Genomic DNA, 20,962 nt, shown 5'->3' on the forward strand with positions numbered 1-20,962 from the left:
CTCCAGGTCAGAGAGGTCGAATCGAACTCTTAGGAAAGTTTCCTATTAGTTGACCTGGAGCGTATGGTCCATCATGGATCGCGGTCAATGGGGTGTCTGCGGGGTTAATGTCCCTTTAAGCCGGGCCTAAGGAACATCGCGGCGACGCCTCCGGCGGCCGTGATCACCCCCAGGGCGATCGCCAGGCCCGTCGCCGTCGTGAAGTGGTCCAGGACGCCCCTGCTCCAGGCATAGAACGGCGCCATGACCGCGAAATAGACGGCCGGTCCGCTGGCCAGGGCGATCAGCCAGGCCCTGGCCCCGATCCTGGCCTTCGTGCCGTTCAGCAGCGTGAAAAGCAGTCCGACGGCGACGAGAACCAGCGCCGTCAGGAGCCGCAACGCCCAGGCCCCCAGGCGACTGTCCGACCCGGGCAGCAGACCGCCGGACGGTATGTACATGGTCAGGAGCGTGCAGAACACGGCCTCCCCCGCCCACAGGATCAACGCCGCCACGGCGAAGCCGACGGTCCGCACGCCGGCCCCGAGCACGATCAGCACCGCCGACATCGCCGCCAGCAACGCCGCCGCGGGAACCGCCTTCCCGTAGTCCCCCCGTACGGTCAGCGGCACGGTCTTCGCCTCGTCGAACCCGTCGTTCCCCCAGCCCAGCCGCCGCCACACCCCCGCGGTGTCCCGCAGCGCGATCCCGTCCGCGCCGTTGGCGACCACCACCACGTACCCGCCCGGCACCTCCCCCGCCGCGACCGCCAGCGACTCCACCACCTCGGTGTCTTCCGGAAGATCCGCCGGGTACGCCCTGACCAGCCGATCCTGCTCACCGGGCGGCACCTCCCACGCGGTCACCCACCGGCCGCCCCTGGACTCCTCCACCTTGAGCCTGCCGGGGACGATCCGGTAACACAGCCCCGGCCGGCCCGCCACGCAGTCCTCCTGCTGGGAGACCACCCGCGGTGCCATCCGCCACACCCACGATCGCCCGCCGTCGGAGGAGAAGTAGCTGATGTTCGGGTCCCCCGGATATGACGGCCCACCGCGCGTCTCCACCGTGATCACACCGTCGGCCACGTCCACCGCGAACGCGCTGTACGGCCGGAACGGCATCGCCGGACTGGTCGCCGCCACGGCCACCACCGCCACCGGAATCACCACCGCCACCCGGGCCAGCCGCTCCGCCCTCGGGTCCGGGTGCGTCCAGATCCACCAGGCCAGCCAGAGCGCGGGCAGCGTGAGCAGATCCGTGGGATCCGCGAGCACCCGCGACGGCCCCCACACCAGGCTCCACGCCTGCGAGGCGACCTCGGCCCCGCCCTCCGTGCTCTTGACCACCGCGAAACCGGCCCCCACCACCAGCAGGGCCACCCGCGCCTCGCGCACCACCAGGTTGACCAGCGCCGGGGCGACGACCAGCCCCGCGACGTCACTGAGCTTCCCGGTCACGACCCCCGGCCAGGCCGCCTTCAGGAAATGGTCGTTGACCAGCAGCACGACCACGGCCACAACGGTCCCCGGATGCCCGATCCAAGCCAGCGCGGATCTCCTCATGTCCGAAGAGATGAGACCGCGCCCCCTGAAGTTCGCCCCGCCGCGCTTTCGTCACCAAGCTGACGCCGGGGCGTCATGGTCGGCGGGCGCCGAGGATGTCGATCACGTAGGCGGCATGGGTGTCGCGGGGGACGATGACGCCCCCGGTGGTGGCGGTGAAGCCGGGTTTGGGTGGGGAGATCAGCAGGACGCGGCTGCCCGTGGGGATGCCGGTGAGCCCGCTGACCCAGCCCGGGGGGACGGCGTTGCCGACGAGGAGGAAGCCGTTGGGGCCGCCTCGGGCGTAGGAGGCGTCGGTGGGGGTCCTGGAACCCCAGGGGGTGGTGACGTACTGGACGAAGACGGTCGCGCCGGGGCGGAGAGGGGCGCCGGTGCCCTGGTGGAGGGTGTGGGTGGTCAGGGCCTGCGGAGGCTGGGCGGGGAAGGAGGTGAGCGTGGGCGGGAAGCCGATGACCCTGGGGCGGGTGGCGGGGCCGGGGGCGTCGGTCACGTGGGCGGTCGGGGCGTACGCGGCGAGGATGTCGAAGACGATGACCAGGGTTTCGGTGGGGGCGACCCCGGCGGGGGACAGCCCGCCGGGGCCGAAGCCCTGGGTGGCGGGGGCGATGAGGGCGACCCGGGTGCCGGCCGGGCGGCCGAGCAGGGCGGTGGCCCAGGTGGGTGCGACGTGCCGTCCGTCCAGCAGGACGGTGGTGGGCTGGTTGAGGCTGTAGGTGCTCAGGTACGTGCGGCCGGTGCTCCACAGGCGGATGTCGGCATGGGCGATGACCGCCTGGCCGCGCTCCACGATCGGGCCGCGTCCGGTGGAGAGCACCTGCACGACCGGCTGCGCGGGAGGCGGTCCGCCGGGCAGGGTCACTCTCGGGCGGGTGGCGAACGGCCCCGTGACCTGAAGGGGCGGCCCGGACGACCCGGATGACCCGGGCGGCCGGGCGCAGGCGGTCAGCGGGTAGAGGGCAAGGGCGGTGAGCAGGGACCGGCGCACAGGTCGATCATCGGTGTCGCGCGCCGGTCGCCGGGCCTGGGCGGGGCCGAGGTGCCGAATCCTTGCCCCGCCGCTGCTGATTCCGTAACAAGGCCGGTCACCACGGCCGGTCACCGTCGCGCGTGCTCGCAGTCCGTCTCCTGTACGGAGGGCGGCACGCACGGGAACACCACCGTCTGGTCGGCGCTGACCGGGGTGCGGTTGAGCACCGCGGCGTGGCCGACGGTGAGGTCGGCGGCGTTGGTGCCGAGCACGCTGAGGTGCACCGCGTTGACGTAGCCGCCGGGGGCGGCCGGGTTCTGCTCGTAGGCGGACCGTCCGGGGGTCAGGGTGGCGGTGCCGTTGGGGTTGACGGTGATCTGCTCGTTGGTGGTGACCACCCCGAGCGGGGCGCCGTAGGGCGTCGGGAGTTCGAAGCCGAGGTTGGCCGGCCATTTGGCGGGAAAGTGCAGGATCTTCGTGCCGTAGGTGGCGAGGAAACCGCCGGAGACGCCGCTGGTGAGCCGTACGGGCTTGCCGGGCACCGACCGGGCGGAGACGGCGACGTCCTCCAGGTGGATGCGGACCGGTGAGGAGTCGCGCAGCTCGGCCCAGGCCGGAGAGCGTCCGGGGCGGAACGGGGTGGCCTGGTTGAGCAGGCCGCCCCCCGTGCCGGTGGCGCTGGCCAGCAGCCCCACGCTGGGCAGGCTGGGCAGGCCGACGTCGAACACCGCGCCGCCCACCTCCGCGTACGCCGCGCACGGGACGGCCTGCTCACCGCCCCGCCGCGCCGGTACGGCATGGCCGACCGCCCGGGCGTAGAAGCCGGACGCCTCCCCGAAGGAGAGGCCGGAGGTGAGGCCGGTCGGGTCGGGCACCTTGAGGTCGACCATCCTGCGGCCCACGGCGGAGGCGTGGGTCTGGCCGTGCTCGGGATAGTGGGCAGGGAAGAGGGTGGTGTTGAGGAAGCCGTTGAGGCCCTTCAGACGGGCGACCCAGGCGTCGGCCTGCACGCAGCCGGTGCTGGTCAGCACCGTCCCCCAGTTGGACACGTCCCGGGGGTCGCCGCGGAGCCCGTCCACGGTGATCCCCTCGGTGGCCCCCTCGGCGGCCGTCGCCGCGCCGTCGAGGTGACCGCGGTCGGCGGCGTACGCGCCGCACATCATGAGCGGTCCGGCGACGGCGGACACGACCAGGGCGCCGCCGCGCCGGAAAAAGACCGATCCTCGCATGAGGAACACTCCATTTGCCGGAAATAGCCTGAAATAACCACGACACCGCCGTGGCACATTACCCTCCAGACATCACCGGTAAAGAGTGCGCACGAACCCTAACGGACGCTAACAAACGCCAAGGTCACTCATTCCCCTCAACCGACACAATTTCCGAAATTTCCGGTTTGTGCTGGAGCCAGATCGCGCCCAGCGGAGGCACCCGGAGGCGTACCGAATAGGGCAGGCCGTGCCGGGGCTCCTCGACGGCGCTCACCCCGCCGAGGTTGCCGACGCCCCCGCCCGCGTAGGTGTAGGCGTCGGTGTTGAGCACCTCGTCCCAGCGCCCTTCGAGCGGAAGCCCGAGATGGTAGTCCTCGTGCGGCCCGCCGGAGAAATTGGCCACGCAGGCGAGCACCGAACCGTCACTGCCGTACCGCAGGAAGGAGAACACGTTGCCCGACGCGTCGTCGGCGTCGATCCACCGGAACCCGTCCGGCGAGTGGTCCTGCGAATAGAGCGCCGGGGTCGCCGCGTAGACGGCGTTCATGTCCCGGATCAGCCGCTGCACCCCCTGGTGGAAGTCGAAATCCAGCATCCACCAGTCGAGTCCCTTGGACTCCGACCATTCCGAGCCCTGGCCGAACTCCCCGCCCATGAAAAGCAGCTGCTTGCCGGGATGGGCCCACATGAAGGCGTACAGCGCCCGCAGGTTGGCGAACCGCTGCCATTCGTCGCCGGGCATCTTGCCCAGCAGCGAGCCCTTCAGGTGCACCACCTCGTCGTGCGAGAGCGGCAGCACGAAATTCTCCGAGTAGGCGTACATCAGGGAGAAGGTCATCTGGTGATGGTGGTACTGCCGGAACACCGGCTCGTGCTTCATGTACGCCAGGGAGTCGTGCATCCACCCCATGTTCCACTTGAAGCCGAACCCCAGCCCGCCCAGGTGCACCGGCCGGGAAACCCCTGGCCAGGCGGTCGACTCCTCGGCGATGGTGACGATGCCCGGGGCCTCCCGGTAGCAGACCGCGTTCATCTCCTTGAGGAACTCGATGGCGTCCAGGTTCTCCCGCCCGCCGTACACGTTGGGCTTCCACTGGCCCTCCCGGCGGGAGTAGTCCAGGTAGAGCATGGAGGCCACCGCGTCCACCCGGAGCCCGTCCACGTGGAACTCGCGGAGCCAGTAGAGCGCGTTGGCGACCAGGAAGTTGCGGACCTCGCGGCGGCCGAAGTCGAAGACGTAGGTGCCCCAGTCGGGATGCTCGCCGCGGTCGGGGTCGGCGTGCTCGTACAGCGGGGTGCCGTCGAACCGGGCCAGCGCCCACTCGTCCATCGGGAAGTGCGCGGGCACCCAGTCCACGATCACCCCGACCCCGGCCTGGTGCAGCGTGTCCACCAGGAACCGGAAGTCGTCCGGCGTGCCGAACCGGGAGGTCGGCGCGTAGTAGGAGGTCACCTGGTAACCCCAGGAGCCGCCGAACGGGTGCTCGGCCACCGGCAGGAACTCCACGTGCGTGAAACCCAGGTCCGTCACGTACGCGGTGAGCTGTTCGGCCAGCTGCCGGTAGCTCAGGCCGGGCCGCCAGGAGCCGAGATGCACCTCGTAGGTGCTCATCGGCGAGGCCAGGGCGTCCTTGACCGCCCGCTCGGCCATCCACTCCTCGTCGCCCCAGACGTACTCCGAGCGTTCCACGATGGAGGCGGTCTGCGGGGGCACCTCGGTGCGCCTGGCCATCGGGTCGGCCTTGCTCCGCCAGACCCCGTCCACGCCGAGGATCTGGAACTTGTACTGCTCGCCGGGCGCCACGCCGGGCACGAACAGCTCCCAGACCCCGGAACGGCCGAGCGAGCGCATCGGGTGGCCGCCCCCGTTCCAGTGGTTGAACTCGCCGATCACCCGGACGCCGAGCGCGTTCGGCGCCCAGACGGCGAACGCGGTGCCCTCCTCCTCATCGTGGGTGAGCACCCGGGCCCCGAGCACCTCCCAGAGCCGCTCGTGCCGCCCCTCCCCGATCAGGTGCAGGTCCACCTCGCCCAGGGTGGGCCAGTGCCGGTACGGATCCCCGGTCTCGAACGGCTCGCCGCCCTCGTAGGCCACCCTGAGCCGGTACGCCGGAATCTTGTCCAACCCGGGCACCGTCGCCTCGAACACCCCGAAGGCCACGTGCCGCAACTCGTACGCCACTCCGTCGACCAGCGCCTCGACCTTGGCGGCCAGCGGCCGGAGCACCCGGATCAGCACTCCGTCATGGGTCGGATGTGCCCCCAGGATCGAATGCGGATCGTGGTGAGCTCCACCGGCCAGCCGGTCCAACTCCCTGCGCGTCTGGTCGCTCACTGTTACAGATCACTCCTCGCGTCACCGCCGCCACCCGGCTCGCTCCTACCCTGCCCCAGAACGCCCCGAGCACCCACCCCCCGCGCCCGAAAGATCTGCGTGACATTCGGTTCACGCGTCGGTAAGACGCCCGTGAACCGGCTAGGGGACCGGACGATAGCGCGAGCGGAGCCGTACCAGTGGGGGTCTGGCGGGATCGACGTAGTCGACGGACAGGACGGTGGCCAGGAAGAGGGTGTGGTCGGCGGCCGGGATGACGCGGGTGGTCTCGGCCTCCAGGGCGGCCACGCCGCCGTCGACGATCAGGGCCTCGGAGTGCGGGCCGCGGTGGTGGGGCAGGCCGGCCAGCAGGAGGCGGGCGCCGGGGCGGCCGGGGGTGGCGAACCGGGAGGCGATGCTCTGCTGGCCGCCGGCCAGCAGGGTGACCGCCCAGCGGTCGCGCCGGAGCAGGAGCTCGTTGAGGTAGCTCGCCGAGGTGAGGCTGATCAGCACGGTCGGCGGGTCGGCCGAGACGGAGAGCAGGGTGGTGATCGTGTTGCCCACGTCGTCCCGGTCGTCCCGGACGGTGACCACGGCCACTCCGCCCGCCAGTTGCGCCATCGCCTCGGTGAACTCGCCCACCGGAAAACCCTAAGGCCCGTGCCGTACGGCACGGGCCCCGGGGATCAAAGCGTCAGAGCAGCCCGTTCTGGGTCAGCCAGTCCTTGGCCACCACCGGCGGGTCGTCCTTATCCACCGCGATGCGCTTCATCAGGTCGAGCAGCGACTGGGTGGTGAGCTTGGCGGAGATCGCGTCCAGGGTCGCGGTGACCGTCGGGTCGACCGCCGCCTTATAGACCAGCGGCGTGACGTTCTCGGCCGCGAACGCGAACTTGTTGTCCTCCAGCGAGACCAGGTCGTTCAGAACGATCTTGGGGTCGGTGGTGAAGACGTTCCCGACCTGGATGGTGCCGCTCTTGATGGCGTCCGCGGTGGTGTCCCCGGTGGGCTCCCACTGCTTGAACTCCAGGCCGTAGGTGTTCTTGAAGTTCTCCTCCTGCCGCTGCTTGAACTCCGGCGGCCCGCCCACGATGAAGTCCTTGGAGACCTTGGCCAGGTCCTCGATGGTCTTCAGGTTCTCCTTGGTGGCCGTCTCCTTGGTGACGGTCAGGGAGTTGTTGTCCTGCGCCTGGGAGGGGGCCAGGATCTCCACCTCCGCGGGCAGCGCGGCCTTCAGCGCGGCCACCACGTCGTCGGTGCTCTTGGCGGTGGCGTTCTTGTCCACGAAGGCCAGCAGCGAGCCGATGTACTCCGGCACGATGCTCAGGCCGCCGGTGGAGACCTGGCCGTAGACGACCTCGCGGGTCCCGATGTTGGGCTTCTCGGTGACGGTGACGCCCTTGGCCTGAAGCGCCTGCGCGTAGATGGAGGCGAGCAGCACGCTCTCGGGGAAGTTGAACGAGCCGATCGTGACGGAAGCGGGGGCTCCCGACGAGCTGGCGGGGGCGGCGCTGGAGGGCGTGGCCTCAGTCAATGGATCAGTGCCACCACAAGCGGACAAGGCGAACATCGCGGCAACCGCGATGCCGATGATGCGTTTCATCAAGATCCCTTCAAAATCGGGAGGTAAAGTAGAGATTACCTGACCTGGCGCACCCCCGGTGAGACGACCACCCGGTGCACCAGGGTGAAGGCCCACTGCACGGCCAGAGCCAGCAGCACGACCAGCACCGCTCCCCCGAAAACGCTGCCGTAGTCCTTGGTGGCCAGCCCGTCGATGATGAACCGGCCCAGCCCGCCGAGCCCCACGTACGCGGCGACGGTGGCCGTCGCCACCACCTGGATGGCGGCCAGCCGCAGCCCCAGCAGGATCAGCGGCAACGCCACCGGCACCAGGGCGCGGAACAGCACCTGCCGCCCGCGCAGTCCCATCCCGTACGCGGCGTCCCTGAGGTCGGCGTCCACCCCCCGGATGCCCTCATAGGTGTTGACCAGGATCGGCGGCACCGCCAGCGCGATCAGCGGCACCAGCACCGGCCAGACCGTGCCGACCCCGATCAGCAGCACCACCAGCACCAGCAGGCCGAGCGTGGGCAGCGCGCGGGCGGCGTTGGCGGAGGTGACCACCAGCAGCGCGCCGCGGCCGGTGTGCCCCACCCACAGCCCGAGCGGCACCGCGATGACCGCCGCGATCAGGAACGCCAGGACCGAGAACTCCAGATGCTGGAGCAGCCGGGCCGGAATGCCCGCCGGACCCGACCAGTGTTCCGGGTCGCCGAAGAACTCCACCAGCCAGTTCACGCCGCCCTCCTCGCCCGCGCCCACGGCGTCAGCCACCGCTGGATGAGGATCAGCGCCAGGTCGGCGACCAGCGCCAGCAGCGTCACCAGCGCGATGCCCACCACGATGGGCGTCGGGAACTGGCGCTGCCAGCCGTCGATGAACAGGTAGCCCAGGCCGCCCTGGCCGATCAGCGCGCCCACGCTGACCAGGCTGATGCTGGAGACGGTGGCCACCCGGAGCCCGGCCAGCACCACCGGCACCGCGATCGGCAGCTCCACCTGGAGCAGCCGCCGCAGCGGCCGGAAGCCCATCGCCACCGCGGACTGCCGCACGTGGTCGGGCACCGAGGTCATGCCGTCCACCACCGCAGGGATCAGCACGGCCAGCGAGAACAGGGTGAGCGGGATGATCACCGTGGTCCTGGTCAGCCCGGTCACCGAGAGCAGGATCGAGAAGAGCGCCAGCGAGGGCAGCGAGTAGATCACGTTCATCAGGCCGGTGGTCGGCTGGTAGAGCACGCGCCAGCGGGCGCAGGCCAGCCCCAGCGGCAGCGCGATCAGCAGCCCGAAGACCACCGGCAGGAAGGCCATCACGGTGTGGTCCTCCAGCAGCGCCTTGATCGCGTACGGCGTGCCGTTGTCCCAGTTACGGGCGATCCAGTCCCACCGGACCAGTGGCTCGTCACCCATCGGCGGCCCCTGGCAGCGCCGCGTCCAGGGCGTCCCTGGCCGCCACCCCCAGCACCTTGCCGTGCCCGTCCACCGCGACCGCCAGGCCGTTGGGCGACAGCAGCATCGCGTCCAGCGCGGCCCGCAGCGAGTCCGTCTCCGGGTCGAAGCTCCCGTACGGCTGGAGCCCGTCCCCCGACTGCCAGCCCACCGGCCTGCCGTCCTCGACGACGAGATCGGCGGGCGGCGGGCTGAGCCGTACCGAACGGGCGGGGATGAAGGAGAGCCGCCGGATGCCGCGGTCGCGGCCGAGGAACTCGCGGACGAAGTCGTCGGCGGGGTCGCGCAGCAGCGTGGCCGGGTCGCTCAGCTGGGCCAGCCGCCCGCCCACCCGCATCACCGCGACCCGGTCCCCCAGCTTGATCGCCTCGTCGATGTCGTGGGTGACGAACACGATGGTCTTGTGCAGCTCGGACTGGAGGCGGAGCAGCTCGTCCTGGAGGCTCATCCGCACGATCGGGTCCACCGCGCTGAACGGCTCGTCCATCAGCAGCACCGGCGGGTCGGCGGCCAGCGCCCTGGCCACCCCCACCCGCTGCTGCTGGCCGCCGGAGAGCTGGAACGGGTACCGCTCGGCCAGCTTCACGTCCAGACCGACCCGTTCGAGCAGCTCCATCGCCCGGGCCCTGGCCTTCTTCTTGTCCCAGCCCAGCAGGTACGGCACGGTGGCCACGTTGTCGACGATCCGGCGGTGCGGGAACAGTCCTGCCTGCTGGATGACGTAGCCGATGCCGCGCCGCAGGGTGGCCGGTTCGATCTCCTTGACGTCCCTGCCGTCGAGCCGGATCCGCCCCTCGGTGGCGTCGATCATCCGGTTGATCATGCGCAGCGAGGTGGTCTTGCCACAGCCGGAAGGCCCGACGAAGACGGTGACACTCCCGTCCGGGACGTCCAGGCTGAGGTTGTCGACCGCCACCGTCCCGTCCGGGTACCGCTTGGTGACACCCTCAAATGTGATCACTCGTAGACCTTTGTTCATGGCCGATCCTCCGGATCGGCGGGCTTGACCGCCCTGAGCCTGTGTCTTCCCTCGTCTCTCCGGTCGCTTCGCTCCCTGCGTTCCTCAGTCCAGACACAGGCGCGGTCAAGCCGTCCCGGCTGCTGATCTCCAAGGGCCCAGACTACGAGGCGGCTGTCCGTTCTGTCGCGTGGGCCCCCAAAATGACCCGACGAAATGATCTAGCGATATGCCGCGCTAAATATGCAATCAAAAAGAGGCCTATATAGTGCGCCGACCCCGCTTGGCTTGACATGATTGAGCCCACGATCCGTCCCCAGGAACCCCAGAGGTACCGGCTGTGACACAACCGCTCACCGGTCACCGCTCCCGCAGCGACCTGATCGCCGAGCTCTACGAGCGTCACGCCGCCGGGCTGTTCGCGTACTGCCACGATCAGCTCGGCGAGACCGCCGCGGCGGCGGACGCCCTGGTCGCCGTCCTCACCAGCGTGCCGAGCCCCGGCCCGGCCAACGCGGAGCCGCCCCGCGCCGCGCTGTACGCGCTGGCCCGCCGCGAGATCTACCGCAGGGACGTCAGCTACGCCCTGCCCGCGGTCGACTCGGTGGCCGACCCGGCGACCGCGCTGATCGAACGCGTCTTCCGGGACATCCGGCCGCACCAGCGCGAGGTGCTGCTGCTCTCCGCGGTCTGCGGGCTGAGCGTGATCGAGCTCTCCTGGGTGCTCGACGTGGCCGGCGACACCGCCGAGGAACTGACCACCAGCGCCCGCACCCGGTTCCACCAGACCCTGTCCACCGCCGTGTCCGCCGCCCGCTCCGCACCCTTCGTGCCCGTCGACGTGGCCGAGGTGTACGACGCGATCGGGGTCGCGCCCATCGAGGACGTATTGGCCCGGCTGCCCTGGCGGCTGCCGGCCAACGGGGTGCGCCACCGGGTGCTCTCCTCCCTCCCTTTTGAGGAACCTCCGGCCGGCACGCCGATGAGCGGGCTGCCGACCAAGCGGTTATGGCCGACCACGCCGGTGTGGCCGCTGCCCCTGAAGGACCCTGACCAGGTCAGCAACACCTGCGTCGTGCAGGCAGAGGAGATCTCCGAGTCGCCCGCGCCGGAGAAGGGCCGCCGCAAACACGAGGCCCCCACCGAGCCGATGCCGCGCATCCGCGCCTCCATCCGGCGCGTCCTGTCCGACCCCCGGCGTCGCCGTCCGCTCCCCCCGGTTCCCGCGCCTGTTCACAAGCCCCCTCAGGTCGAGCGGGTGGAGGAGCTGGTCGAGGAAGGGCTGGCGGCCTTCAGCCAGATGGAGTCTTTCGACGGCTTCGCTCCGGCTGAATCCGAGCCCGCCAAGCCCGAGGCCACCGCCCTTCCGGTGGCCGAGCCGGTCAAGACCGAGCCCGAGCCCGAGCCGGAAGTCGAGACGGAGTCCAAGCCGGCCGAGCCCGAGGCCGTTGAAACCCCGGCTCCCGTCGCCGCGGACACGACCGACGAGATCGAACTTCCCGGCAAGACGGTCACCATCGACGACGAGCCGAGTGCCCTGGTCAAGGCCGTCCAGACCGGCAGGGAAACCACCGGTCCGGACAAGCCTCGTACCACGCGGAAGCCGAAGGGCCGCTCCAAGAAGGTCAAACCCGTCAAGGTCGGCGAACACCACTACGACTGGCTCTGGGAGCTGGTCGGCTTCATCATCTGCCTGGCCATCGCCCTGATCGTCTTCTTCTCGGTCCCGTCCCTGGTGACGCCCTGACCGGGACGCTCAGTCGCGCGTGAGCAGTTCGAGCGTGTCGATGACGCGGTTGGAGAAACCCCACTCGTTGTCGTACCAGGCCACCACCTTGACGTGCTTGCCGTCGGCGCGGGTGAGGGCGGCGTCGAAGATCGCTGACGCCGGGTGGCCGGTGATGTCGCTGGAGACCAGCGGCTCGTCGGCGTACTCGAGGATGCCCTTGAGCTTGCCGTCGGCGGCGGCGCGGTAGGCCGCGAGCACCTCGTCGCGAGTGACCTCGCGGGAGACCGTGGTGTTCAGCTCCACGATCGAGCCCACCGGGACCGGCACGCGGATCGAGTCGCCCGACAGCCTGCCGTCGAGGTTCGGCAGCACCAGACCGATGGCCTTGGCGGCCCCGGTGGTGGTGGGCACGATGTTCACGCCGGCGGCGCGGGCGCGGCGCAGGTCGCGGTGCGGGCCGTCCTGCAGGTTCTGCTCCTGGGTGTAGGCGTGCACCGTGGTCATGAAGCCGTGCTCGATGCCGGCCAGGTCGTCCAGTACGGATGCCAGCGGAGCCAGCGCGTTGGTGGTGCACGAGGCGTTCGAGATGATCACGTGCGCGGCGGGGTCGTAGGCATCGGTGTTCACACCGTAGGCGATCGTGACGTCGGCGCCGTCGGAGGGGGCGCTCACCAGGACGCGCCTGGCGCCGGCGTGCAGGTGCGCGCGGGCGGCGTCCGCCGCGGTGAAGCGGCCGGTGGACTCAAGCACGATGTCGACGCCGAGCTCGGTCCACGGCAGTTTGGCGGGCTCGCGTTCGGCGAGCACCTTGATGCGGCGGCCGTCGACCACGAGCTCGGTTCCGTCGACCTCGACGGAGCGGCCGAGGCGACCGAGCGAGCTGTCGTACTTGAGCAGGTGCGCGAGGGTCTCGGGGGCGGTGAGGTCGTTGATGGCGACCACTTCGAGGTCACTGTCGCGCTGGAGCAGGGCACGGAGGAAGCTGCGTCCGATACGTCCGAATCCGTTGACGGCAATGCGGGTCATAGGAGTTCCTTTCATTCCGCCGTCCATGGTCGGCATGTGCATGCCGGGCCGACAGTGGCCTGAATGACAGCATGCGCAAGGATCCCGCCATACTCTTCGCCAACGGCCGCAAGGATCTCGCCACCGCTCCCCTGGGGAGCTCAGGCCGAGAAGGTGTGACGGTACTCCGTCGGGGAGGTGCCGAGGATGCGCTGGAAGTGCAGACGCAGGTTCGCCCCGGTACCGAGCCCGACCCGGTCGGCGATCTGCTCCACGCCCAGATCGGTGCGTTCGAGCAGTTCGCGTGCCAGGTCCACCCGTGCCCGGAGCACCCACTGCATCGGCGTGTACCCGGTGTCCTGCACGAACCGGCGCGAGAAGGTGCGCGCCGACACCCGCGCGTTGCGGGCGAGCGCTTCCAGAGTCAACGGTTCGGCCAGGTGCGCCAGCGCCCACTCACGCGTGCGCGCGAACAGGTCGCCGAGGGGCTCGGGCACACTCCGGGGAACGTACTGCGCCTGGCCCCCGCTGCGATAGGGCGCCGCCACCAGCCGTCTCGCCACGTGGTTGGAGAGCCCGACGCCGTGGTCGCGCCGCACCAGGTGCAGGCACAGGTCGATGCCGGAGGCCGCGCCCGCCGACGTGAGCACGGTGCCCTCGTCCACGAACAGCACGTTCTCGTCCACCAGCACGCGCGGATGCCGCTCGGCGAGCGCCTTCGTGTAGTGCCAGTGGGTCGTCGCCCGCCTGCCGTCGAGCAGGCCGGTCGCCGCCAGCGCGAACGCCCCTGTCGAGATGGCCGCGAGCCGGGTCCCGCGATCGTGGGCGGCCATGAGCGCGTCGACGACCGCCGCCGGCGGTTCCGTGGTCGCCGGCTCGCGATAGCCGGGGATGAAGACGGTGTCGGCGTGCTCGAAGGCCTCAAGGCCCTCGGCCACGTGATACGAGAGGCCGTCGCCGCCGGTCACCAGTCCGGGTGCCGCTCCGCACATCCGCACCTCGTAGGGCATGCTCGGCCGGTTGGCGAACACCTGCGCGGGGATGCCGACGTCGAGCGGCTTCGCACCGTCGAGCACGAGCACGGCGACGTGGTGGTTCCGCCGACTCATCGCGCCTCCCACGTGGCCTCGATGACACCTACCGCAAGCATCCTGCCACTGGTTAGGCGCGGGACAGGATCAGGCCGCTGGTGGGGACGCCGGTACCCGCGGTGACCAGGATGTTGGCCGGGCCGGGGAGCTGGTTGGCGGCGGTGCCGCGGAGTTGGCGTACGGCTTCGGTTATGCCGTTCATGCCGTGGATGTAGGCCTCGCCGAGCTGGCCGCCGTGGGGGTTCACGGGGAGGTGGCCGTCGAGCTCGATGCCGCCGTCGGCGATGAAGTCCTTGGCCTCGCCGGGTGCGCAGAAGCCGAGTTCTTCCAGTTGGGTCAGGACAAACGGGGTGAAGTGGTCGTAGAGGATGGCGGCCTGGATATCGGAGGGGCGCAGTCCCGAAATTTCCCAGAGTCTGCGGCCGACTGTGTTCATTTCGGGCAGGCCGGTCATGTCGTCGCGGTAGTAGCTGGTCATCATCATCTGGTCGGGGCCGGAGCCCTGGGCCGCCGCGGTGATGACGGCAGGGGGTGCGGGGAGGTCGCGGGCCCGTTCGGCGGAGGTGACGACCAGGGCGACCGCGCCGTCGCTCTCCTGGCAGCAGTCCAGGAGGTGGAGGGGTTCCACGATCCACTTGGAGGACTGGTGGTCGGCGAGGGTGATCGGACGCCGGTAGAACCAGGCGGCGGGGTTGGTGGCGGCGTGGCGGCGCATGGCCACGGCGACGCGCCCGAAGTCCTCCGAGGTCGCGCCGTAGGCATGCATGTAGCGGCGGGCGAACATGGCGACCCAGGAGGCAGGGGTCATCAGGCCGTAGGGCACGTGCCAGCTCATCTCCAGGCCCAGCGAGGAGGGGTCGCCGCCCAAGTGGGGGTTGGGCTGGCCGAAGCGGCGGCCGGAGCGTTCGTTGAAGGCGCGGTAGCAGACGACCACGGAGGCCGCGCCGGTCGCCACGGCCATCGCGGCGTGCGCGACGGTGCCACAGGCCGCGCCGCCGCCGTACGGCACGCGGGAGAAGAAGGTCAGTTCGCCGATGCCGAGTTCGCGGGCGAGGGCGATCTCGTCGTTGGCGTCCTGGGTGAACGTGACGAGGCCGTCCACGTCCGAGGGGGTCAGTCCCGCGTCGGTCAGTGCGGACAGGACGGCTTCGGCGGCCAGCCGGAGTTCCGAGCGGCCCGAGTCCTTGGAGAACTCGGTCGCGCCGATGCCCGCGACAGCCGTGCTCATAAGGAGAGCCGGACCGTTCCGGTGGCGTGGGCGCCGAGGGAGACGGTGCCGCGGACCTCGATGGTGTACTCGTCGTCCTCGCGGGCGGCGACGGTGCCGCTGAAGGTGAGGGTGTCCCCGGCGTAGGCGGGCACGCCGAGTTTGACGTTGATGCCGCGGATCAGCGCCTCGGGGCCCGCCCAGTCGGTGACGAAGCGTTCCACCAGGCCCATCGTGGTGAGGATGTTGAGGAAGATGTCCCGGGAGCCCTGGGCGCGGGCCTGCTCGGGGTCGTGGTGCACCGGGGTGAAGTCGCGGGTGGCCAGCGCGGTCGAGATGATCAGGGTCGGGGTGAGCGGCACCACCAGCTCGGGCAGGACGGTGCCGACTTCCATCTCCAGTGTGCGCATCTCATGACTCCAGGGGTGCCCACATGGGCAGGATCAGCTCGTCGTCCATCCGGCGATAGGTGACCTTTACTCGCATTCCGATACCCACCTGCGATGGTTCGCAGTCCACCACATTGCCCACTATCCGTACCCCTTCCGGAATTTCCACCACAGCAACCACAAAGGGTGTGTCGTGCCCCGGAACGGGCGGGTTGTGGTGCACCACGTAGCTGTAGATCTCGCCGACCCCGGCCGCCCGCACGTACGACCGTTCGGTGGAACGGCAGGACGGGCAGATCGGCCCGGGGGGATGGCGCAGCTCGCCGCAGTCGCCGCAGGTCTGGATCCGGAGCTCTCCGCTGCTGGCACCCTCCCAGAAGAAGGCGGTGTCCCGGTTGACCGCGGGTTTCAGGGGGTACGGCTTCCGCTTCCCGGTGGGGGAACTTTCCTCCCGGGGGCGGAACTTCAGCAACCTGAAGGTCATTTCACCGACCGGTTCGTCCTTTGCGTACCAGGTGGTGAGCCATGTCAGGAAATATCCCTCACCGAGTGCGGTGCGTTTCGGGCCGGTCAGCTCGGTCATCCGGGTCGCGTACGTGAGCTCCTCGCCCGGGGTCAGGTACCGGGCGTAAGTGTGCTCGCAGTTGGTGGCGACCACGCCGGTGTAACCGGCGGCGGTGAGGGCGTCGAGCATGTCGTCCAGAGGGCCGCGTGAGGGGGACTCCCGGTCCATGGTCCAGACCTGGAGCATGGCGGGCGGGGCGACGGCGTCCAGTCCCTGGTAACGGGGGTTGCGGTCGCCCATCGCCTGGGTCCAGTGGCGGATCATCGTGGTGTTGACCGGTTCGCGGGTCGGCTCCCGTGGGCCCTCACCTTTCGCGATCAGGCGCTCGGCGAGCTCGTGCAGCGTGGTCACCGGGGTGGCCGGGGAAGCTGGAGGCCGAGCATGGCGATCAGCTCGCGCTGCACCTCGTTGACGCCGCCGCCGAAGGTGAGCACCAGGCCGCCCTTCACCCCGCGGTCCACCCGGTCGATCAGGTCGCGGGTCTCGGGGTCGCCCGGGTCGCCGTACCGGGCGAGGGTCTCGCCGACGATCCGGCCCACGTCCTGCATGCGCTCCGAGCCGTAGATCTTGGTGGCGGAGGCGTCGGGGGCGCCCAGCCAGCCGAGGTCCATGTTGGCGGCGACCTGCCAGTTGAGCAGTTCGTTGGTGCGGAAGTAGGCGTACACGCGGGCGAGGGCGCGCCGCACCTCCGGCTGGTCCATCAGACCGCCGGATCTGGCCCAGTGCTCGAACCGGAGGTAGGTGTGGGCGATGTTGCCCGCCGGGCCCAGGGTCACCCGTTCGTGGTTGAGCTGGTTCACGATCAGGTCCCAGCCCTTGTTCTCCTCCCCCACCACCATGTCCACCGGGACTCGGACGTCGGAGTAGTAGGTGGCGTTGGTGTGGTGGCGGCCGTCCATGGTCACGATCGGGGTCCAGGAGAAACCGGGGTCGGCGGTGTCGACGATCATCATGGTGATGCCGCGGTGTTTCCTGGCGTCCGGGTCGGTGCGGGCGGCCAGCCAGATGTGGTCGGCGTGGTGCGCGCCCGAGGTGAAGATCTTCTGGCCGTTCACCAGGTAGTGGTCGCCGTCCCGGACGGCCGAGGTGCGGAGCGAGGCCAGGTCGGTGCCGGCGCCCGGTTCGCTGTAGCCGATGGCGAAATGGCACTCCCCGGCGAGGATGCGGGGCAGGAAGAAGTCCTTCTGGGCGGGCGTGCCGTACTGCATGAGGGTGGGGCCGACCGTCTGCAGGGTGATGATCGGGTAGGGGACCTCGGCGCGGGCGATCTCGTTGGCGAAGATCTGCTGCTCCAGGGGGCCGTAGCCGCGTCCGCCGTACTCGGTCGGCCAGCCGAGGCCGAGCATGCCGTCCCGGCCCAGGCGGCGGCAGTGCGCCAGGTACGCCGCGCCGAACGGGTCCTCGGCGATCTCGGCGCGCTGGGCGGGGGTGAGGCAGGTGGCGAAGTACGCGCGGAGTTCGTCGCGGAGGGTGTGCTGTTCGGGGGTGAGGTCGATGAACATCAGAGCCGCGCTCCGATCAGGTCCAGCTGGGCCTCGGAGCCGCCGAGCAGGTGGGCGGCGTGTTTGCCCCAGCCGAAGTAGCGGTGCAGGGGGTAGGAGACATCCAGGCCGATGCCGCCGTGCAGGTGCTGGCAGGTGTAGAGGGCGCGGAGGGCGGAGTCGGTGGTGTGCAGGGCGGCGATGGCCAGGTCCTCGTCGGCTGGTCTGCCCTCGGCCAGGCGCCAGGCGCCGGACCAGACGGCCACGTCCAGGGCGCGCTGGGCGATGTAGACGTCGGCGATCTGGACGGTGACGGCCTGGAACTCGGCGAGGGCGCGGTCGAACTGGCGTCTGGTTCTGATGTGTTCGGTGGTGAGCTTGAGTGCGCCGGCGAGGACGCCGGAGGCGGTGGCGGTGATCGCGGCCAGGGCGGTGCGGCGGAGGGTGTGGTGGGCGGTGGGGTCGCCGAGGGGTTCCCCGGGGGTGTCGTTCAGGCTGATGACGGCGCCCGGTTCACCGGTGGCCAGGGGCATCGTCACGAGGTCGGCGTCGGCGGGATCGACCAGGTAGAGCCCCACCCCATCCCCCGTGTCCGCATTCACGAGGATTTTTGATGATATTTCGGCGTACGAGACCATGGTTTTGCGGCCGGTGAGGCGGTGGGCAGGGGTGGCCGTCGTCGTGGGGTGATCGTGGAGATCGTGGCCCGGCTCGCGGAGGGCGTAGGTCAGGACGGTCTCGCCCTCGGCCAGCGGTGCCAGCGCGGCCTGCTGCGCGGGTGTGCCGTGGCGGGCGATGGTCAGTCCCGCCACCAGGCTCTGCTGGAGCGGAACCGGTGCCACGTGCGCGCCGGCCGCTCGCAGGATCACCGCCAGCTCCACCGCGCCGAGCCCGGCGCCGCCCGCCTCCTCCGGCAGGCACACCCCCAGCAGCCCGGCCTTGGCGAGCGTGCGCCACAGCCCTTCGTCGAAGGTTCGTTCTCCGGAATCCAGTCGCTCGGGGGTGAGCTCCTTGGTCAGCAGGTCGGTGATGAGGGTGTGGAGCTCGGTCTGTGTCTCGTCCAGGTTGAAGTCCACCAGCTCTCCCGGAGGTGTGCACTCAGGGGCCCGCCGTACCGAAATTAGAACGGATTCTAATCTCTGTCCAGGGTGACGATCGTTAGACCGGTGTCGATACGTCGCTGACATGCGGGAATGCGGCCCGTTTGTGACTGATGAGTAACCATTTGGGCACGGGCGGAAATCAGATAACGTGTTCTTATGCGCGTCTCGCCGGTGGTCCCGGGGGGCCTGGAAGGGCACCCGGGACTGAATTCTGTGCCCAGTCAGGCGGCTCCCGGCGTACGGACCAGGAGCCAGCACCAGCGGCGGAAGCGGATCGTCCAGGCCGCGGCGGCGCTGGCCTCCCGCGGCGGGGTCGAGGCGATGCAGATGCGCACGGTGGCCGAGCGGGCGGGGGTCGCGCTCGGCACGCTCTACCGGTACTTCCCGTCCAAGATGGATCTTGTCGTCGCCGTGGTGGGCGAGGAGATCGACCTGCTGGAATCCAGCATCGAGCGGCGCCCGCCGAACGCGGCCACCCCGGCGGGACGGGCGGTGGACGTGTTGATGCGGGCCACCCGGGGGCTGATGCGGGAGCCGGAGCTGGCGGACGCGCTGATCCGGTCGCTGATCATCACCGAGGTGGACACCCCCTTCGGCGATCGCATGGCCGGGCTGCTGCTCCGGGCCGCCGTGCCGGGGCTCACCGCGGCGACGGCCACCGAGGAGCAGTTCGCGCTGACCGGGTCGCTCTCCAGCGTCTGGGTGTACGAATTGCTGGAGATGTTGCGCGGGCGGCGGACGTACGAGCAGACCCAGCGGCGGATCGAGATCGCGGCGGACCGGCTGCTGGCCGAATTCTGACTTCCGCTCGAAAGTAGAACCCGTTACATTCCTGCCAGAGCGATGTTCTGGAGGTCGGATGGGCACGCCCGTGATCATCGACGCCGTACGCACGCCGATCGGGAAGCGGAACGGCTGGTTGTCGGGGATCAAACCGCAGGCCCTGCTGGCGGCGGCGCTGACCGGGCTGGTCGAGCGGTCGGGCGTGGATCCGCTCTCGGTCGAGCAGGTGTTCGCCGGGTGCGTGACCCAGGCGGGCGAGCAGGGCGGGCATGTCGGGCGGCACGCGTGGTTGTACGCCGGCCTGCCGTACCGGGTGGGGGTGACCACCGTGGACGCCCAGTGCGGCTCCTCGCAGCAGGCGGTGCACCTGGTGGCGGGGCTGATCAAGGCCGGGGTGATCGAGGTGGGGATCGCCTGCGGGGTGGAGGTGATGAGCCGGCAGCCGCTGGGCAGCAACGTGCTGCCCGCCGACCCGCGGCCGTCGGACTGGTCGATCGACCTGCCCGACCAGTTCACGGCGGCCGAGCGCATCGCGAAACGGCGGGGGATAAGCCGGGAGCAGACGGACGCCTTCGGGGTGCGGTCGCAGCGGCTGGCCGCCAAGGCGTGGGCGGACGGGCGGTTCGACCGCGAGGTGCTGCCGGTGATGCTCCCTGGGGCGGGACTGCCGGTCACCAAGGATCAGGGGCTGCGGGAGACCACGATCGACGGGCTGTCCCGGCTGAAACCCGTCCTCGGGGAGGAGGCCGTCCACACCGCCGGAACCTCGTCGCAGATCTCGGACGGGGCGGCGGCGGTGCTGCTGATGAGCGCGGAGGCGGCGGCCCGGCAGTCGTTACGTCCCCGGGCGCGTGTGCTCGCCCAGGCACTCGTCGGCTCCGAGCCGTACTACCACCTGGACGGGCCGGTGGACGCGACCGCGAAGGTGCTGGCCCAGGCGGGAATGGCCATCTCGGACATCGACCTGTTCGAGGTGAACGAAGCCTTCGCCTCGGTCGTACTCTCCTGGGCGGTGGTGCACCGCCCGGACCTGGACCGGGTCAACCCCAACGGCGGCGCCATCGCCCTCGGCCATCCAGTGGGGGCCACCGGCTGCCGTCTGATCACCACAGCACTACACGAACTGGAACGCTCGGCCACGAACACCGCCCTGGTAACCATGTGCGCGGGCGGCGCACTCGCAACCGCCACCGTCCTTGAGCGACTGTCAGCTTCTCGGCCGTGAACGACCGAGCTTGCAGCTCCTGACCGTCGATGGCGTCGACGATTCGGGCCGCGTTAGGCAGCGTGACTCACTGCCCAGCCCGTGGCACCGCGTGAGGCGATATTGCGGGCCGCGTTGACGTCGGCGTGCTCAGCGAAGCCGCACGACGTGCAGGAGAAGGTGGCCTGGTTCGGCCGGTTCTTCTTGTCCACGTGCCCACAGGTCGAGCATTCCTGGCTGGTGTAGGCCGGATCGACGTACATCAGGGGAACGCCCTGGCGGACCGCCTTGTAGGCGATGAAGCTTCCCAGTTGGTGGAAACTCCAGGAGTGCAGGGTGACCCGCTGGGGCTTGCGGAGCCGTACCCGGTCACGGATTCCACTCAGGTCTTCGAGTGAGA

20 protein-coding genes are annotated in these 20,962 nt (G+C 70.1%); 3 read left to right on the plus strand and 17 right to left on the minus strand.

Annotated elements, in window-relative coordinates:
* Nucleotides 1–104 precede the first annotated feature (104 nt).
* The 9 genes from KIP79_RS11170 to KIP79_RS11210 form a co-directional block, all read right to left on the minus strand.
* The gene (locus tag KIP79_RS11170) at nt 105–1,544 is read right to left on the minus strand and encodes a hypothetical protein (protein WP_214104646.1); all 1,440 of its coding nucleotides are present in this window, start codon (nt 1,542–1,544) and stop codon (nt 105–107) included.
* Nucleotides 1,545–1,617: 73 nt separating this feature from the next.
* Nucleotides 1,618–2,529, minus strand: a complete 912-nt coding sequence (locus tag KIP79_RS11175; protein ID WP_214104647.1) for an FKBP-type peptidyl-prolyl cis-trans isomerase — start codon at nt 2,527–2,529, stop codon at nt 1,618–1,620.
* 110 nt (nt 2,530–2,639) lie between these two features.
* Nucleotides 2,640–3,740: a hypothetical protein gene (locus tag KIP79_RS11180; RefSeq protein WP_214104648.1), complete on the minus strand. Its 1,101-nt coding sequence runs from the start codon at nt 3,738–3,740 to the stop codon at nt 2,640–2,642.
* A 124-nt stretch (nt 3,741–3,864) separates the two neighbouring features.
* Complete coding sequence (gene glgB, locus KIP79_RS11185) at nt 3,865–6,057, minus strand: 1,4-alpha-glucan branching protein GlgB (protein ID WP_214104649.1); 2,193 nt, start codon at nt 6,055–6,057, stop codon at nt 3,865–3,867.
* Between the two features lie 141 nt (nt 6,058–6,198).
* Nucleotides 6,199–6,678, minus strand: a complete 480-nt coding sequence (locus KIP79_RS11190) for a flavin reductase family protein (RefSeq protein ID WP_308169666.1) — start codon at nt 6,676–6,678, stop codon at nt 6,199–6,201.
* Between the two features lie 52 nt (nt 6,679–6,730).
* A complete protein-coding gene (locus KIP79_RS11195) occupies nt 6,731–7,639 on the minus strand; it encodes an ABC transporter substrate-binding protein (RefSeq protein WP_214104650.1) in 909 nt (302 codons plus the stop codon).
* A 35-nt stretch (nt 7,640–7,674) separates the two neighbouring features.
* Complete coding sequence (locus KIP79_RS11200; RefSeq protein ID WP_308169667.1) at nt 7,675–8,373, minus strand: ABC transporter permease; 699 nt, start codon at nt 8,371–8,373, stop codon at nt 7,675–7,677.
* Nucleotides 8,334–9,008 carry an ABC transporter permease gene (locus KIP79_RS11205; RefSeq protein ID WP_214104651.1) on the minus strand — a complete coding sequence of 225 codons (675 nt, stop codon included), beginning with the start codon at nt 9,006–9,008 and terminating at the stop codon, nt 8,334–8,336. The genes KIP79_RS11200 and KIP79_RS11205 overlap by 40 nt, the downstream gene beginning before the upstream one ends.
* Nucleotides 9,001–10,008, minus strand: a complete 1,008-nt coding sequence (locus tag KIP79_RS11210; protein WP_214104652.1) for an ABC transporter ATP-binding protein — start codon at nt 10,006–10,008, stop codon at nt 9,001–9,003. The genes KIP79_RS11205 and KIP79_RS11210 overlap by 8 nt, the downstream gene beginning before the upstream one ends.
* 337 nt (nt 10,009–10,345) lie before the next feature.
* Between KIP79_RS11210 and KIP79_RS11215 the strand changes: the two genes are divergently transcribed.
* Nucleotides 10,346–11,752, plus strand: coding sequence for a hypothetical protein (locus tag KIP79_RS11215; RefSeq protein ID WP_214104653.1), 1,407 nt, complete (start codon nt 10,346–10,348; stop codon nt 11,750–11,752).
* A 9-nt stretch (nt 11,753–11,761) separates the two neighbouring features.
* Here the strand turns inward: KIP79_RS11215 and gap are convergent, their stop codons facing one another.
* From gap to KIP79_RS11250, 7 genes are all read right to left on the minus strand, one after another.
* A complete protein-coding gene (gene gap, locus KIP79_RS11220) occupies nt 11,762–12,760 on the minus strand; it encodes a type I glyceraldehyde-3-phosphate dehydrogenase (protein WP_214104654.1) in 999 nt (332 codons plus the stop codon).
* Between the two features lie 140 nt (nt 12,761–12,900).
* Nucleotides 12,901–13,848 (minus strand): GlxA family transcriptional regulator, encoded by a 948-nt coding sequence (locus KIP79_RS11225; protein WP_214104655.1) that lies wholly within the window; start codon nt 13,846–13,848, stop codon nt 12,901–12,903.
* 52 nt (nt 13,849–13,900) lie between these two features.
* Entirely contained in the window at nt 13,901–15,058 is a 1,158-nt protein-coding gene (locus tag KIP79_RS11230; RefSeq protein ID WP_214104656.1) for a lipid-transfer protein, read from the minus strand.
* A complete protein-coding gene (locus tag KIP79_RS11235) occupies nt 15,055–15,447 on the minus strand; it encodes a MaoC family dehydratase (protein ID WP_250213020.1) in 393 nt (130 codons plus the stop codon). The genes KIP79_RS11230 and KIP79_RS11235 overlap by 4 nt, the downstream gene beginning before the upstream one ends.
* A gap of 1 nt (nt 15,448) precedes the next feature.
* Nucleotides 15,449–16,342 (minus strand): bifunctional MaoC family dehydratase N-terminal/OB-fold nucleic acid binding domain-containing protein, encoded by an 894-nt coding sequence (locus KIP79_RS11240; RefSeq protein WP_308169668.1) that lies wholly within the window; start codon nt 16,340–16,342, stop codon nt 15,449–15,451.
* Nucleotides 16,339–17,493: an acyl-CoA dehydrogenase family protein gene (locus tag KIP79_RS11245; RefSeq protein WP_214104657.1), complete on the minus strand. Its 1,155-nt coding sequence runs from the start codon at nt 17,491–17,493 to the stop codon at nt 16,339–16,341. Before KIP79_RS11245 ends, KIP79_RS11240 begins: the two co-directional genes overlap by 4 nt.
* On the minus strand, nt 17,493–18,548 hold the full coding sequence (locus tag KIP79_RS11250; protein WP_214104658.1) for an acyl-CoA dehydrogenase family protein: 1,056 nt from the start codon (nt 18,546–18,548) through the stop codon (nt 17,493–17,495). Before KIP79_RS11250 ends, KIP79_RS11245 begins: the two co-directional genes overlap by 1 nt.
* 183 nt (nt 18,549–18,731) lie before the next feature.
* Between KIP79_RS11250 and KIP79_RS11255 the strand changes: the two genes are divergently transcribed.
* Both KIP79_RS11255 and KIP79_RS11260 read left to right on the plus strand, forming a co-directional pair.
* Nucleotides 18,732–19,376 carry a TetR family transcriptional regulator gene (locus KIP79_RS11255; RefSeq protein ID WP_250213021.1) on the plus strand — a complete coding sequence of 215 codons (645 nt, stop codon included), beginning with the start codon at nt 18,732–18,734 and terminating at the stop codon, nt 19,374–19,376.
* 58 nt (nt 19,377–19,434) lie between these two features.
* Nucleotides 19,435–20,583, plus strand: coding sequence for a steroid 3-ketoacyl-CoA thiolase (locus KIP79_RS11260; protein WP_214104659.1), 1,149 nt, complete (start codon nt 19,435–19,437; stop codon nt 20,581–20,583).
* 53 nt (nt 20,584–20,636) lie between these two features.
* Here KIP79_RS11260 and KIP79_RS11265 read toward each other — a convergent pair.
* Nucleotides 20,637–20,962, minus strand: a 326-nt coding sequence (locus KIP79_RS11265; protein ID WP_250213022.1) for an RNA-guided endonuclease InsQ/TnpB family protein, incomplete at its 5' end; no start/stop codon positions are given.

The sequence above is a fragment of the Acrocarpospora catenulata genome, assembly GCF_018476525.1.
Classification (GTDB): Bacteria; Actinomycetota; Actinomycetes; order Streptosporangiales; family Streptosporangiaceae; genus Acrocarpospora; species Acrocarpospora catenulata.

What these genes read in the sequence shown, in the direction of transcription:
- KIP79_RS11170 (WP_214104646.1), bottom strand. Translation starts at nt 1,544, where the DNA reads ATGAGGAGATCCGCGCTGGCTTGGATCGGGCATCCGGGGACCGTTGTG.
- KIP79_RS11180 (WP_214104648.1), bottom strand. Translation starts at nt 3,740, where the DNA reads ATGCGAGGATCGGTCTTTTTCCGGCGCGGCGGCGCCCTGGTCGTGTCC.
- KIP79_RS11195 (WP_214104650.1), bottom strand. Translation starts at nt 7,639, where the DNA reads ATGAAACGCATCATCGGCATCGCGGTTGCCGCGATGTTCGCCTTGTCC.
- KIP79_RS11205 (WP_214104651.1), bottom strand. Translation starts at nt 9,008, where the DNA reads ATGGGTGACGAGCCACTGGTCCGGTGGGACTGGATCGCCCGTAACTGG.
- gap (WP_214104654.1), bottom strand. Translation starts at nt 12,760, where the DNA reads ATGACCCGCATTGCCGTCAACGGATTCGGACGTATCGGACGCAGCTTC.
- KIP79_RS11225 (WP_214104655.1), bottom strand. Translation starts at nt 13,848, where the DNA reads ATGAGTCGGCGGAACCACCACGTCGCCGTGCTCGTGCTCGACGGTGCG.
- KIP79_RS11230 (WP_214104656.1), bottom strand. Translation starts at nt 15,058, where the DNA reads ATGAGCACGGCTGTCGCGGGCATCGGCGCGACCGAGTTCTCCAAGGAC.
- KIP79_RS11235 (WP_250213020.1), bottom strand. Translation starts at nt 15,447, where the DNA reads ATGCGCACACTGGAGATGGAAGTCGGCACCGTCCTGCCCGAGCTGGTG.
- KIP79_RS11245 (WP_214104657.1), bottom strand. Translation starts at nt 17,493, where the DNA reads ATGTTCATCGACCTCACCCCCGAACAGCACACCCTCCGCGACGAACTC.
- KIP79_RS11255 (WP_250213021.1), top strand. Translation starts at nt 18,732, where the DNA reads ATGCGCGTCTCGCCGGTGGTCCCGGGGGGCCTGGAAGGGCACCCGGGA.
- KIP79_RS11260 (WP_214104659.1), top strand. Translation starts at nt 19,435, where the DNA reads ATGGGCACGCCCGTGATCATCGACGCCGTACGCACGCCGATCGGGAAG.